The sequence below is a fragment of the Mycolicibacterium lutetiense genome (genome assembly GCF_017876775.1).
In the GTDB taxonomy this organism is placed as follows: domain Bacteria; phylum Actinomycetota; class Actinomycetes; order Mycobacteriales; family Mycobacteriaceae; genus Mycobacterium; species Mycobacterium lutetiense.
Genome location: NZ_JAGIOP010000001.1, coordinates 1,748,848 through 1,761,296, shown reverse-complemented (window position 1 = coordinate 1,761,296; position 12,449 = coordinate 1,748,848). Strand labels below are relative to the sequence as shown.

Here is a 12,449-nt window from a genome sequence, read left to right as displayed (position 1 = left end):
CCGTGTACGCGAGAACTGGCGGATGCAACCTACTGTGCCCGCCATGATTCCGATCCAGGACGCGGGCCGAGGGACTCTGCTGTACATGCACACTCTGGCTTCGGCACTGGCCACCGCATCCGACGAGACGGTGGTGCTGCTGGGCCTGGCCGGTGTGCGGGAACCGTCCCCGGCCGCGCAGAAGTCAGCGGTGGCCGCACATCTGGACGCTGCAATGGCTCGGCTGGACGCCACGATCCGGTCGAAGAAAGTGGCACCGTCACGGATGCCGCGAGCCACGCAGGGACGCCTGATGATTCAGGACGGCGAGGTCTACGACGCCGTCGCCCACACCTACCAGCCGGGATTCCCTTTCGCCGCCTTCGTCACCGCTTTCGTCGCCGGCAGCCGCGGCTAGACGTGACCCCGTTCCGTCCGCAGATCCAGTCAGATGAGGAGAGCCGATCGTGAGTGAGTCCACAGGGGCGCAGGGTGTCCCCAACCCGACCCACGACGCCGCAACGAGTGACGCGACCAAGCCTGCCGCTGACGCTCCCCCTACATCGGCATCGGGCACCGCACCGACAGCAGCGGATGCTCCTGCCGCTGCTACCAACACCACGTCACCGACGAATGCGGCCAAACTGGCAGCCCCAGCTCCGTCAACGGCCGGCGCCGCCAAGCCCGCCGGCAAGCTCACCGCGACCGGAACGGTCCAGGGGGCCGGGGGCCTCTATAAGGCCCAGTACAGCAGGGGTGTCGATGTTCTCGACAAGGGGATCGAAAAACTTGGCGCCCAAGGGAATGGCCAAGAGTGCCTTGAAGATAGGCGCCCGTGCAGTGCCCGGTATCGGCACCGTCGTCGGCCTCGGATTCGCCGCGCAAGACCTCAAAGACGGCGACGTTGTCGGTGCCCTTCTCAATACCATCGGCGCAATCCCCGGCCCCATCGGATGGATCGGATTGGGCGCAGGCCAGGCGTGGGAGGCATTCGGGCCCGACTGGCACCTGTGGGGCAACGGCGGCGCCGGCTACGGTATGTGGGACGCACCCGACGGCACTTCCACACGCATGTTGCCGGCCTCGGCCAGTGAGGCCGCAGGGGTCCGAGAGGTCGACGCGGCGCTGGCGACGGTGCAGCGCAACATCTTCGGCTTCGAAGACGGGCCGAACGGCTCGGTGTGGAACTCGAACCCGCCGCCGGCACTGACCCTGGATACCCCGCAGGTCGAAGCCGCGGTGAAAACGTGGCTGACCGGTATCGCGGACCTGTTCCATCAAATGGAGCAGACCATGGCCCAGTCCGGGGAGCCCTACTTCGAGCAGTACCGCCAGAAGCTGGCCCCGCACTTTTCGGCGATCGCGGAACTGCCCGACAAAGTGCCCGAGGTGATGACGCAGCTGCGCGCCGGGTCCAAGGCAGCCGAATCCGCCTACGACGCGCTGCTGGCCGCCAATCGCAACGCCCGCAACCAGCTCACCGACCACGGCGCGCTGACCGATCAATCAGCGGCGACAACGCTGAAGAACACCCTCGAATCAGAGCTGACCAAAGTGCAGGCCGCCGCCGACAAGCTGGCGACCGTGTTCGACGGCCCGATCCCGGCCCCGGTACAGGCACGGTCGGCAACCGCCAGCCCGCACGACAAGACCGCCACCACCCCGGTCACCGCGCATCCTTCGCCACTAGCCCCGACACCCGCATCGCCGACCGGACCGTCGGTGAAAGACGCCGGCAAAGACGACAAGTCGGACCTGGGCAATCTGTTGTCGAAGCTGGGCCACACCCCGTCCGCCGGTTCGATGGGCACGCCGATGGGCGCACCGTCGACCGGCTCCGGCGGTGGCGGCACCCCGTTGACCAGCCCGGCATCGTCGAAACCGGATTCTGAGCCCAAGAAGTTGCTCGATGACGACAAGGACCACAAGAAGCGCGAGGACCGCAAGCCCGAGCCGCTGACCGCGGTGAAGTCCGACACGGCCAAGCCGGCGGGCACGGCGCCGGTCACCGCTGGGGCTGCCCCGGCCGCGCCGGTGACCGGTGTTCCACCGACTGCCAAGCCGGCGGCCGTACCCGAGCAGAGCAAAGAGGTTCAAGTGAAAGACCGCAAAGTCACCTTCCCCGACGCCAAGAGCGCCAAGCTGGCGCAGGTGCTGGCGGCCGCCGATCCGACGCATCCGGTGTCGCTGGCCGATGCCGCGGCCCAGGCCGGACTCAAGCCTCCGGTACCGGGTCAGGACCTTGGGCAGCAGGTCGCACCGGTCGACGCCAAACCCGGCGACATCCTCGACACCGGTGACAAGAAGTTCATGCTGCTCGGTGACGGCGCGTTCTACGACCTGTCGGAGTACAAGGTGGTCGACGCGAGCGCGCTGCCGCAAGACATGGGTGAGCGCGCCGCGTACTTCCATCTCGAAGATGCCGGTGCCGCATCCTCACCGGTATCCGGTCAGGCTCCCGCCGCGACGACCTTCGACGTTCCCGGCGGGACCCCCGAGCCACAAGTTCCGGCCGACGGATCGTCAGCATCACCGGCCGGGGCCGATCCTGCCGGGGCGCCGGAATCCGGGACGCAGGCCATCCCGTCCGTCGGAACTCCCGGTGTGCCACGCCAGGGCGAGGGTGGGCCGGCCAACGCCGCGGCCACCGACACCGGCACCGGAACCGACGTCCCGTCGTCAACGGCGCCGCGACTGGATCCGGGTGCGGTCAAGTAAGTGCGGATACGCGGAAGGAACGATTGATGGCCGGTGAGATCAGCAGTGACGGAGCGGCGCTTGTTTCCGGGGCGCAGAAGGCCGACAGCACGCTTCCGGGCAATGCTGACCGCACCCCCGGGGCTGCGGGGGTGCATCCAGGGTTGACGGCAGCAGTCGATGACACCACCAAGGACGGTGAGCGAGCGCGCGGCAAGGTCAAAGACGGCACAAAGAAGACCGACAAGTTCGCCAAGGGTGTTGAGGATCTCGACAACAAGGGCGCCAAGGGCGTCAACAATGTTGGTTCGATGCCCACGGTTCCGTCATCGGCACCCCAGCAGAGCGCACCAACGGCTCCCTCGCCCGCACCAATGCCGGCCCCGGTGGCCGCAACCCCGCCAGCCGGTGTCACCAGTATCGACCCACAGATTCTGGCAGCGCTGATCGAAGCGTCGCGCGCGCAGGCCGAATCCGATGGCGCCAATGGAATCTTCCCTCACAGCGACGATCCGTTCGCGGGCTCTTCGGCGACCTCGCCACAAAACCCCGATCCCCTTGACGTATCGCAAGTATCGCTGGCGAAGTACCCCGGTGGACCGCTAACGGCCCAGGAAACAGCGTCCGTGATCAACCAGGCGCTGACCATCAACGGGATCCCTGATGACCCTGCACTGCGTGAGCAGTGGCAGGCCTTGTATCAGCACATGTCCCAAGGCGAGTCCGGCGGAAATCCGAACGCCGGCAATGGATGGGATTCCAACGCGACCGGAATGATCATGGAAGATGGGCTACCGTCCAACAGCAGCCGCGGTCAATGGCAGTGCATTCCGTCCACATTCGCGGCCTACCACATGGCAGGTACGTCGAACTCGATCTACGATCCGGTCGCCTCGGCGAGCGCTTCGATCAACTACGTCATGGACACTTACAAGGTCGCGGCTGACGGTTCGGGTCTCGGCGCGTTCATGTCGCGTCAGGGGGTCGGCACGGGTGGATACCAGGGCTACTGAGCCGGAAGCTGTTGTCGTGCCTTGTCAGTCGGACCGGGTGACGGCGGCGACACGGTGCCGCGACGCACCGGGGACGATCTCCCAGTTCCCGTGACGAACGAAACCGGCCAGGGCAAGCGCGTCGTAGGCGGCCAGGGCGCTGGTGGCGTCGCCGGCTATTTTCACTGCGGATTCTCCTGCTCCTGGGTTGACCCACACAGCTCCAGAATCTTTGTTCCAGTAGGCATTCGCCATCAGTTCGCCTCGTTTCGCGGGTGTGCTGCTGCTCTTTCTTCGGCGCGGGCCTGACGCAGCGCTGTCCGTGCAGCAGCGCGGCGGGCGCTTCTGTTCGTGGGGGCCAGGTTCGTGCCGGAGGCGGCGACTTGATCAAGGATCGAGGTCAGGCGTGCGAGGTCTGATGGTCCGTGCCGATTCTCGTGACGAGTGTCGTTCAAGGCGCTGCGTCTTCCTCTCGTTTTGATGTGCCATCATCTGTGTCAGGCGCTTAGGAGACCGGTGTCGTCGAATAGCGTCGGCGGGTCGGGCGCCAGCGCCGCACCGAAAGTGATTCGCGCGTTTGTGTGCGTGCAGAGGCGCGGCCTGAGGGGCGCGTCGATCCGCCCGCACTTTGCCTGTACCGCATTGCGGGAGGCGATAACTCGTACCAGATGCGCGACGCGCTCATCGTCAATCGCCCAGACGCATCCGGGGTGCGGCGCCTGCGACCAGTAGCCGAGCCCAAGCGCCCGGCAGGCTGCGATCTCTTGCCGCGTCGTGGCGGGAATTGCCGTGACCTCGCCGACGATCTGTTCGGAGCCCATGCCGACACACTACTCTCCATTTTAGAGATATACAGGTGCGGGAATCGATCAGCCGCCTTCGAAGAGTTCCGTCGCATACTTCGCCAACTCCGCGAAAAGCAGGCCCCAGTCCGCAGCTTTGTCGGCGGCACTGAACATGGGGTCAGCGGGGGCCAGGATCGGCTGAGTGTTGTTCAGCGACCACACCTCGCTCCACTGCCATAGAGACGGGGACCACACATGCACACACGCCGCCGCGTCCTGCTCGTTCACGTGCAGCGACCAGCGGAACCGGAGCTCTCCGTGGTGTGTCAGTTTTGTGAGGTCAACAGGCCGACCCTCCCGGACGTCAATCTCGTGTGCGCAGATCTCTGGAGGCAGGATCATCCGAGCTCCCCTGACGGTTCAACCAACCAGCCGTGAACGCCATCGACCCCGGCGGATCGATCGACCGTGATTGCCCGGCTGGCATGGATGCGCCCACTAGACACGTGTATCCCGATACCCGTGCTGACGCCTTCACGAATGCGGCGAGCGGTGAAGTACCGGGCCGTGCGCTGGTGCACCACCCATCCGTGCTGAACAGCGACGCGCACCAGCTTCGCGGCGATTTCGTTGTCCACCTCCGCGTTACGCTCGGGCGACGCAGAGGAATCTGCGGTTTCGATGGGGGTGATTGTCGCCATGGCCCCGGTGCACCGCCTCTCTGTCACTGCCTCACGCTTCCAGCCGTTCCGGAACACGTGTTCGAATTATTGCAAGGAAACATGATCGGCATAGACGACACGCCGTTTCCGTTTTCTGCGTTCGAGACCGGCATTTTCCCCCTTTCAACGTAGCGTCGCAGGCGCGTTTCAGGCATCTCCCACCCTTGCCCGAGGCGCTGTCAAAACCACCGGCCAGGAGAGTTTGCGCGATGAGCCCAGACACCAGCACCCCGCAGGTCGACACTGTGACGTTGACCAGGATGGTGTCACTCGGTGCGCATCTGATGCCACTGAAAGCACAGTTAAAGAGACCGACACAGACAGGTTGGCCGTTCGCGCCCGCCTACACCGTGGACCAGATCGCAGAGCACATGCACCGCGGCGGAAACGTCGGTGTGAACCTGTCGCTGAGCCGGATGATCTGCTTGGACGCCGAAAACACCCACGCCACGATTGCCGTGCAAAATGCGGGGCTACGTGTCACCGTCATTCCGGCAAAAGCGCAGATGAATCAACCCCACAACAAGAAGTGGGGCGGGTCGCACACCTGGCTGCGCGTTCCCGACGGCATGGACGCCGCGACCCTGCCTGCCGACGCCATGGGGATTTCGCTGCCTGGCGGCGGCCTGATCGATGTGCTGGCCGGAACCCGCTACGCCGTCGCACCCGGATCGAAGCTTGCCGAGGCTCCGCAATACTCCTACGCCGCCGCACAAGGTGGCCCGCTGGACCACAGCGCCTATGGCGCCGACCCTGCATTGAATCTCGATGTGGCTCCTGCGTGGCTGTTCGATCGCAGCGTGCCCGTTCCGGCAGGACTGGAACCGCTGCACGGATGCCTGGCGCCGCGGCCGCAGACCGTTTATGACCGTGTAACTGCCGATGCCCGTTCGATCGAGCTCACCGATGCTGTCGACGCGGTCTCCTGGGAGACCTGGATCGCCGGGGATCACCGCATCACCCTGGTTGGGCAGGTCGACGGCTGCGGGTGCGACATCGCGCACTGGGCCGGGTCTGACAACGAGAAATCCATGACGCTGCACGACCGCTGCGAAGTCGGCAACGGCGCACACGTGTGGAGCGCAACGATGATCGCCCAGCTCGGCTTGCCCGGCGACCACGTCTCGCGGCTGGAGCTTGCGGCCAAGCTGCGAGGGTGCAGTGTCGTCGAAGCCGGCCGCGCGCACGGGATCTCGATCGGAGGCAGTTCCGAATCGCTGGCACCAGTACTTCCCGAACACTACGAACAACAGGCTGCCGACGCTGAACGTAGCGGTGCGCATACCCGCGCCACGCTGCTGCGGCAAGCCGCCGAGGGCCTGCGCGAAGCGCTGTCACGTGACGGCGTCGTGCGCGAGAACAGTGACGAGATGTATACCTCGTCACCGATCGCCGGTGGCGCGCCCACTCCACTGGTGATCGAGGTGACTCGGCCGCCGGAGCCGGCTACCCGCGCCGAGATGGCCCCCTCGTTGACCGATGGCGCTACAGCGCTGAGCCCCCAGCCCGCGCCTCCCCCGATGCCTGCCTCCGTGCCAGAGCCGAAACCGCGTAAGGTGCGGCGCTTTCCGGAAATCAGCGACGTCGCCGACATGCCGATACCTGGCGACGATGAGATCTACGAGTACCCGTTCCCCCGCACGCCTGCGCACGTTCCAGCGGTGCACAGCACCCGCACGCAGTGGGCCGAGATGCTCGCTCCAATCGCCAACCGCAAAACGCACGAGACAATTGAGCACGAGTGGATCTTCACCGCGACCCCAGGGCTATCCCAGGTCGCCGCGGCTGCCGATGCACGTGGGGTTGGCCGGTGGGGAATGCTGGGCGCGCTGCTGCCGCGAGTGGCGGCCAATGTCCCGCCGACCGTGCGTTTGATCCCCGCCGACGGGTCGATCCCCGCCGAGACCGGACCCACTGGAGCAGGAACCTCGATCAACCTTTACAGCGTGCTGGTCGGCCCCCCTGCCTCGGGCAAGTCGGTGACGCTGACAGCCTCCGACACGCTGGTCCCAGGGGTGATGATGGTCCCGGTCGGCACCGGTGAAGGGATCTTGAAGCTGTTCCCCCGTGCCGGCGGCGAATCCGTGGAGGCAGCCGAGGACCGATCGGCAGATGGAGAAGCTCCGCATATCGGCAGCGTCGGCGAGGAGCGCGCCTGCGACTCGGTGCTGCTGTCTTCTGACGAGATCGATGTGTTCGTTGCTGAGATGGGGCGCCAGGGCACCAAGGCCACCGGCCTCTACCGCCAGATGTGGATGGGTGGGGACGTCGGAAACATCACCTCCGACCGGGAACGCCACTCGATGGTTACCGCGCACACCTACCGATTCGGCATCCGCCTGGGCGCCCAGCCCGAGGCGGTCTCGCCTCTGTTCAGTGAATCCGATCGCGGCACCCCGCAACGCTTTTTGTGGCTGGGTGCTCAACGGATGCCGATGCGTGGCGGGTACTACCCCGAGCGGTTGCAGATCGCCCCGGTCTACTGGTACGGCGGTGCGCCGTCCATGCTTCCGCAGACTGGCGGTCCTCGTCCCCCTGTCTGGGTGAAGCCGCCCCCGGCGGCCAAAGAGTTCATGGACGATGAACTGTGGCGCAGCGCTACCGCCAATCCGATGAGCCCCTCGGGAGGGTATGTCGCCGCTGAGGCCGTAGCGGACCGTGCCAGCGCGATTGCCGACCGGCACGCACTGCTACAGCAGCTCAAGGTCTGTGTGGTGTTGGCCGTACTGGACGGACTAGCCCAGCCGCAGGATGTGCACTGGTACGCCGCCGAGGCGGTAATGGAGGTGCGCAGGAGGGTCATCAAAGAGCTTGTCGCCGTGGCGGATGCGGTGCGCGACGAGCAGGCCCGCAAGAGAGGCAAGGAACAAGGGATCATGCGTCGACACGCTGATGCGGCCTACGAGACCGAGTCGCGGACCCGCGGCGCTGAAGCCAACGCTGCGGTGATGAATGCTGCATTCGCGTTGACCCGACAACGCATTCCACTGACGATCGATGCGCTTGCCGCCGAAATGGAGCACACCCCGCTGGGCAATCCGGACTTCGTAGGCGAGGCGGTTCGGTCAATGGTGTCGGCCGGCCAGATGGCTCCGACCGACGACGGTAGAACGTACGTGCTCACGTTGCGCACCGAACCCGGGGACAACACGGTAACCCCGCTTCGTCCGGCCCCACCGATCTCCTCGATCGGATAACGAATTCTCTAAAATAGAGATACGATGAACGGGTGAACACTTCAGGATCCGTTGACCGCTTCGATCGCCGCGTGACACTGCACCGGTTCATCGGAGCCAAGGACGCAGAGGCGGCCCGCCGCGCTTCCACCCACGGTGTGCGCCTGTGCACCGGACCAATCCACGGGCTGGGCGCTGTCATCGAAGACGCGGGCCTTGCCGGCACACGGGCCGCGATCTACCGACATCACGGGCAACAGCCGCTGTGGTGGGTGTCGACGGATATCTCCGCAACCATCACCGCTGCGGACGAACGCAGTGCCACCGAAGCCGCGTACCTGCTGGTTTCGGTGGACGACACAGACGCTGACGGAGACGTTTTCCGCTACGAGGTTCAGGTTCTCGGCGACACGGCCTCCCACACCCACCGTGCCGCTGCCTGAACAGGTATCCAGGGGAATCCCGCACGACTGCCTGGCGTATGGAGGATGAATGAGTGGACTCACGCGGGTCCTGCGCGCAGCCGAACGAGTACGAACATCAACAAGGAGAAATTGAAGTGTCGAAGAACATTTGGACCACTCTCGTGTTTCTGTCGGTCGCGCTCACCTTCGCTGGCTCCAGCGTGCTGATCGGCGCCCACCTGGCGGCTCCATCAAGTCCGCCGCCGCCGGCCGGCGTCTACATCGCAGCATTCGCAAGCTCGCTGATGCTTGCAGCGCTGGTTGTCGCCTCCCGACGCTCACGTGAACGCATGCTGAAGACTCAAGTCGACGACGCAGCGCAGCGAAAACTGGCCGAACGCTAGACCGGAAAACCGGATCCGGCAAAGGTATCCGCTGTCAGAGCCCAACGGACACTCGAATAACCGGAAAGAGAGGAAGGCTTGATGATTGGCGAAATAACGATCGCCCTAGGAATAGCGCTGGTACTGCTGGGTGCACTGAACTTGCAAGCGGGCCTGTCCGGCCGCGCGCTCAGCCTCCGCGGCGGGGTCATCGTTGGAGTTCTGACGATGTGCATCGGTGCGATCAACATCGTGTTTGGCGTCGGTGGTCAAGGTCTCCACGGTGCCTGGCTCGGCGTTACGGGGGCTTTGTTGGCGTGCCAGCTATGGGTGGTGGCCTCGGATGTACGCAAGTCAAACCGAACGAACGGACTGCGCGGATAAGTGTCCACAGAAGGTACGCGATACAGGGAGATTCCTTTGAAGCAACCTCCGCTCACGCGAGCGCACGCGTTGGCGATCATGGATCCGCGCCATGACCTGTTGGTGGATGAGGGGGACGGTCGGCTGACCGTTACGTCCTCCTCGACGTTCCTCGCCGGGGGCCGCGGTCGCGGCCGGATCGTTCTCGCGCGCGGAGACCTGCTCGATCACGGCGTGGCGCTGGCCGGCGACGGGCGCCGGTTCGCGGCGGGGAGCGGCCTGATCGTGGACCAGCTCCTCGATGCCATCAACGACGTCCGGTGAAGGTACGAAATAGCAGAGCCGGCAAGGAGACTGAGCACATCATGGAAACGGAGAATGCGGGTTCCACTTGGTGGGCTGAGTTTGCGACATACCACCATCCGACCCTGACCGTCGGCGAGCACCACGCTCGAGGCGGAGTGAGTATCAACTTCCGACGCGACCTCATCTCGCATGACGTCGCCGACGTAGCTGGGGCATTCGCCCAGCTTCCAGAGGACTGGAAGGTTGTTGGCGAAATTCAGGAAGTAGACCCCAACTTCCATGTCGTTCGAGTAGCTCCGACGGAAACCCCGCGGGCCGTCCGGTAACAGTAACGGTGAGCATCCGGCATGCCACGCGACTCCTTTACGCGTTCATCTGCGATCATCACTCGTGGGGTTCCGGGATCTGTGCGGCTGCAACGGGATCCGGCGGTGGTGTGGCAGTCGATGGCGGCGGCATCGTCATCTGGGACGCTGCGACATCCTCGTCACCAAAGCAGGTAGCTGCGAGCTCGATCGCCACCAGTTCCCGGTATCCCGGGTACGGATCGTTCAGCCGCCCCGTGTATTGCCCCGCAGCGGTCAATGAGGCCGCGGTAAGCCGGTACCGGCTTAGGTCTACACCGGCGGTGTTGAGCGCCTGCACCTGCTGCAGTGGGGCATCGGCTGATTCGTCGTCCTCATGCAAATCCGCGGCATGGTAGGCGGCCACGAACGTGTCCCAGTCCCCCAGGCCGGCTAGCCGATACAGGAACCAGACGTGGGCGACCAACGTGCTGGTGCCGGGAGGAACGGGGTCGATGAGCGTCTGGGCGTCAGCGCGCTCCAGTGAGCCATCCTCCGCGATCGGAAGCGGCGCCAGCACCGGGCCCGCCTCGGGTGTCTGAGACATCTCACCCTCGACCGGGTCCGGAGGCGTTGTCACGTCCTGCGTATCCACCCGCATCGGTGGGATCGGAAGGCACTTGATCTTCGAATCGGCACCGGATTCGGCCAGCTCCGCCCCCGAGAGCTTGTCGCTTCCGCCCGGCCCGAACAGATCGGCCGCCTTCGTGAGCACTACCCCTGAAATCGCGACCGGAGCGGCAGCTGGAGAGGACACACCAGCCACCAACACCAGCCCACCCATCACCGCACCCACAACCGTGGCCAGCCCGACGGCCAGCATCGCCAGCCGTCGGTATCGCAAACAGGCGTCACGCAACGCGCTGAGGGGTTGTCGGGTGTCCAGTGCCCGTCGCGCCAACGCGCGCAATGCAGGGGCGGTGATCATGATGCGTCACTTCCCGACAGGCCTGCCCCGGGCCCAGCAGCGGGAGGAAGTCCGGGGGCGGGTGCAGGTCCAGCTGCGTGGGTGTCCGCTGGGCTGGGTTTGCCGCGGCGCGGCGGGCTGGAATCCGGGAGTACCCCGTGCTGCCACGGGTTGGTGCGCACCAACGTCGAGGCCCCCGCGATCACCAGTGCGACCATCGACATCTGCACCGTGGTCTGGATCGACACGTACACAGCCGGATCGGTCCACGGCAGCGCCGCGATGCGCACTGCGAACAGATTTCGGTCGTAGTAGGCGGTGGCAAATCCGGACAGCACCAGCCACGACGAACCACCCGGTACCGCCGCTGCCACCACCACGATCACCAGCAGTTGGCCCAGCAACGCGTAAACCGCGGTGCGTGCCAGCATCGAGGGGGTGTTCACCTGCGCCACCGTAACGACGCGCCGCGCTCGTGGAAGGCAGTGGCGCGTGCCTAACGTGGCGCGCCATGAGGCTCAAGACCGCCCTTCTGATCCCCGCCGCTGCATCCATCGCCCTGTCAGCGGCCGTCACCGTGGCTGTCGCCGACCCCGGCAGCGAACTCCCCGAATCCGAGACCGCTGACGTGCGCGTGACCCCCGCGACCGTTACCGTCACCGCTACCGTCGCTCCCGGCCAATGCGCCCCGGTGGCCGGCGGGCCACCGAACATCGCAGTGACCGATACGGCCGCGGAGCCGCAGCTTTCCGAGGGCCAAGTCGCGCCGAGCACGGCCACCGTGTCAGCCGACGGGGAGGCAGGACCCTCCGGTGCGTCCACCAGCCGCTTCGACCCCTACACCTGCGCCCCTGTCCCCGCAGCGGCCACGTCCAGCGCGACACCGGCGGCCCCCGCGCGGACGGACGCAGAAATACCCACCTACACCGCTCCGCTGGCCCCCTACCCCGGTTCCGACGGCAGCCGAGTCTCCGGTGGAGCCGATACCGAAGCGACCTCAACGCAGGGTCCTTTAAGCGAGCCCACCACGTCCTCGACGCTGCCCGCAGCACCGGCACCGCGATGACCGCGCTACCCCCGAAGCTCCAGCAAGCCATCGACTCAGCGGGGCATGCGGATGAGGCATGGACTCAGGCGACGTTCCCCAGCGTTGAGGCGGTAGGGATCGGGGTCGACGACCCCGACGATCCGCACGTCGCGGTCGCCGTGCACGGCGGATGCATCACCTACATCGGGATCAGTGACCCGATGCTGCATGTCGACCTTGAAGTTCTCCAAGACGTTCTCAACGCCGCCATCTTCACGGCGTTTAGCAGCTGGACGGCGCAGGCGAGCGGCAAGGCCCCGAGACTTATGCAGGACTGAGACAGATCGCGGATCGGAAAGAGGAG

General features: G+C 65.6%; 16 protein-coding genes. 10 read left to right on the top strand and 6 right to left on the bottom strand.

The window, feature by feature from the left end:
• Nucleotides 1-43: 43 nt before the first annotated feature.
• From JOF57_RS08485 to JOF57_RS08475, 3 genes are all read left to right on the top strand, one after another.
• Nucleotides 44-397: a hypothetical protein gene (locus JOF57_RS08485; RefSeq protein ID WP_019346742.1), complete on the top strand. Its 354-nt coding sequence runs from the start codon at nucleotides 44-46 to the stop codon at nucleotides 395-397.
• A 371-nt stretch (nucleotides 398-768) separates the two neighbouring features.
• Entirely contained in the window at nucleotides 769-2,697 is a 1,929-nt protein-coding gene (locus JOF57_RS08480; protein ID WP_209915572.1) for a hypothetical protein, read from the top strand.
• A 26-nt stretch (nucleotides 2,698-2,723) separates the two neighbouring features.
• Nucleotides 2,724-3,689, top strand: a complete 966-nt coding sequence (locus JOF57_RS08475) for a transglycosylase SLT domain-containing protein (protein ID WP_070946516.1) — start codon at nucleotides 2,724-2,726, stop codon at nucleotides 3,687-3,689.
• Between the two features lie 24 nt (nucleotides 3,690-3,713).
• On the opposite strand, the gene JOF57_RS08470 is transcribed toward JOF57_RS08475, so the two are convergent.
• From JOF57_RS08470 to JOF57_RS08460, 3 genes are all read right to left on the bottom strand, one after another.
• Nucleotides 3,714-3,854: a hypothetical protein gene (locus JOF57_RS08470; RefSeq protein WP_019346146.1), complete on the bottom strand. Its 141-nt coding sequence runs from the start codon at nucleotides 3,852-3,854 to the stop codon at nucleotides 3,714-3,716.
• Nucleotides 3,855-4,165: 311 nt separating this feature from the next.
• Nucleotides 4,166-4,489 (bottom strand): DUF7457 domain-containing protein, encoded by a 324-nt coding sequence (locus JOF57_RS08465; RefSeq protein WP_019346147.1) that lies wholly within the window; start codon nucleotides 4,487-4,489, stop codon nucleotides 4,166-4,168.
• 48 nt (nucleotides 4,490-4,537) lie between these two features.
• Nucleotides 4,538-4,855 carry a hypothetical protein gene (locus tag JOF57_RS08460; protein WP_019346148.1) on the bottom strand — a complete coding sequence of 106 codons (318 nt, stop codon included), beginning with the start codon at nucleotides 4,853-4,855 and terminating at the stop codon, nucleotides 4,538-4,540.
• A 32-nt stretch (nucleotides 4,856-4,887) separates the two neighbouring features.
• On the opposite strand from JOF57_RS08460, the gene JOF57_RS08455 reads away from it, so the two are divergent.
• From JOF57_RS08455 to JOF57_RS08440, 4 genes are all read left to right on the top strand, one after another.
• The gene (locus JOF57_RS08455; RefSeq protein ID WP_131823427.1) at nucleotides 4,888-5,307 is read left to right on the top strand and encodes a hypothetical protein; all 420 of its coding nucleotides are present in this window, start codon (nucleotides 4,888-4,890) and stop codon (nucleotides 5,305-5,307) included.
• Nucleotides 5,308-5,384: 77 nt separating this feature from the next.
• The gene (locus tag JOF57_RS08450; RefSeq protein ID WP_209915570.1) at nucleotides 5,385-8,372 is read left to right on the top strand and encodes a bifunctional DNA primase/polymerase; all 2,988 of its coding nucleotides are present in this window, start codon (nucleotides 5,385-5,387) and stop codon (nucleotides 8,370-8,372) included.
• A 32-nt stretch (nucleotides 8,373-8,404) separates the two neighbouring features.
• On the top strand, nucleotides 8,405-8,794 hold the full coding sequence (locus JOF57_RS08445; protein ID WP_131827510.1) for a hypothetical protein: 390 nt from the start codon (nucleotides 8,405-8,407) through the stop codon (nucleotides 8,792-8,794).
• 53 nt (nucleotides 8,795-8,847) lie between these two features.
• Complete coding sequence (locus tag JOF57_RS08440) at nucleotides 8,848-9,159, top strand: hypothetical protein (RefSeq protein ID WP_131827509.1); 312 nt, start codon at nucleotides 8,848-8,850, stop codon at nucleotides 9,157-9,159.
• Nucleotides 9,160-9,264: 105 nt separating this feature from the next.
• Here JOF57_RS08440 and JOF57_RS08435 read toward each other — a convergent pair whose 3' ends face one another.
• Complete coding sequence (locus JOF57_RS08435; RefSeq protein ID WP_165688701.1) at nucleotides 9,265-9,411, bottom strand: hypothetical protein; 147 nt, start codon at nucleotides 9,409-9,411, stop codon at nucleotides 9,265-9,267.
• 147 nt (nucleotides 9,412-9,558) lie between these two features.
• On the opposite strand from JOF57_RS08435, the gene JOF57_RS08430 reads away from it, so the two are divergent.
• Nucleotides 9,559-9,825, top strand: coding sequence for a hypothetical protein (locus tag JOF57_RS08430; RefSeq protein ID WP_131827508.1), 267 nt, complete (start codon nucleotides 9,559-9,561; stop codon nucleotides 9,823-9,825).
• 366 nt (nucleotides 9,826-10,191) lie between these two features.
• Here the strand turns inward: JOF57_RS08430 and JOF57_RS08425 are convergent, their stop codons facing one another.
• Together JOF57_RS08425 and JOF57_RS08420 are read right to left on the bottom strand one after the other, a co-directional pair.
• Nucleotides 10,192-11,079: a hypothetical protein gene (locus tag JOF57_RS08425; protein ID WP_075909303.1), complete on the bottom strand. Its 888-nt coding sequence runs from the start codon at nucleotides 11,077-11,079 to the stop codon at nucleotides 10,192-10,194.
• On the bottom strand, nucleotides 11,076-11,504 hold the full coding sequence (locus JOF57_RS08420; protein WP_075909323.1) for a hypothetical protein: 429 nt from the start codon (nucleotides 11,502-11,504) through the stop codon (nucleotides 11,076-11,078). Before JOF57_RS08420 ends, JOF57_RS08425 begins: the two co-directional genes overlap by 4 nt.
• A gap of 65 nt (nucleotides 11,505-11,569) precedes the next feature.
• Here JOF57_RS08420 and JOF57_RS08415 point away from each other — a divergent pair, with 65 nt between their 5' ends.
• Together JOF57_RS08415 and JOF57_RS08410 are read left to right on the top strand one after the other, a co-directional pair.
• Complete coding sequence (locus JOF57_RS08415) at nucleotides 11,570-12,124, top strand: hypothetical protein (RefSeq protein ID WP_075909302.1); 555 nt, start codon at nucleotides 11,570-11,572, stop codon at nucleotides 12,122-12,124.
• Nucleotides 12,121-12,423: a hypothetical protein gene (locus JOF57_RS08410; protein WP_019346158.1), complete on the top strand. Its 303-nt coding sequence runs from the start codon at nucleotides 12,121-12,123 to the stop codon at nucleotides 12,421-12,423. Before JOF57_RS08415 ends, JOF57_RS08410 begins: the two co-directional genes overlap by 4 nt.
• Nucleotides 12,424-12,449 lie beyond the last annotated feature (26 nt).

Bases quoted from the DNA above. Each gene is read 5' to 3' on its own strand.
- JOF57_RS08485 (WP_019346742.1), top strand. From the start codon at position 44: ATGATTCCGATCCAGGACGCGGGCCGAGGGACTCTGCTGTACATGCAC.
- JOF57_RS08475 (WP_070946516.1), top strand. From the start codon at position 2,724: ATGGCCGGTGAGATCAGCAGTGACGGAGCGGCGCTTGTTTCCGGGGCG.
- JOF57_RS08465 (WP_019346147.1), bottom strand. From the start codon at position 4,489: ATGGGCTCCGAACAGATCGTCGGCGAGGTCACGGCAATTCCCGCCACG.
- JOF57_RS08460 (WP_019346148.1), bottom strand. From the start codon at position 4,855: ATGATCCTGCCTCCAGAGATCTGCGCACACGAGATTGACGTCCGGGAG.
- JOF57_RS08450 (WP_209915570.1), top strand. From the start codon at position 5,385: ATGAGCCCAGACACCAGCACCCCGCAGGTCGACACTGTGACGTTGACC.
- JOF57_RS08425 (WP_075909303.1), bottom strand. From the start codon at position 11,079: ATGATCACCGCCCCTGCATTGCGCGCGTTGGCGCGACGGGCACTGGAC.
- JOF57_RS08415 (WP_075909302.1), top strand. From the start codon at position 11,570: ATGAGGCTCAAGACCGCCCTTCTGATCCCCGCCGCTGCATCCATCGCC.
- JOF57_RS08410 (WP_019346158.1), top strand. From the start codon at position 12,121: ATGACCGCGCTACCCCCGAAGCTCCAGCAAGCCATCGACTCAGCGGGG.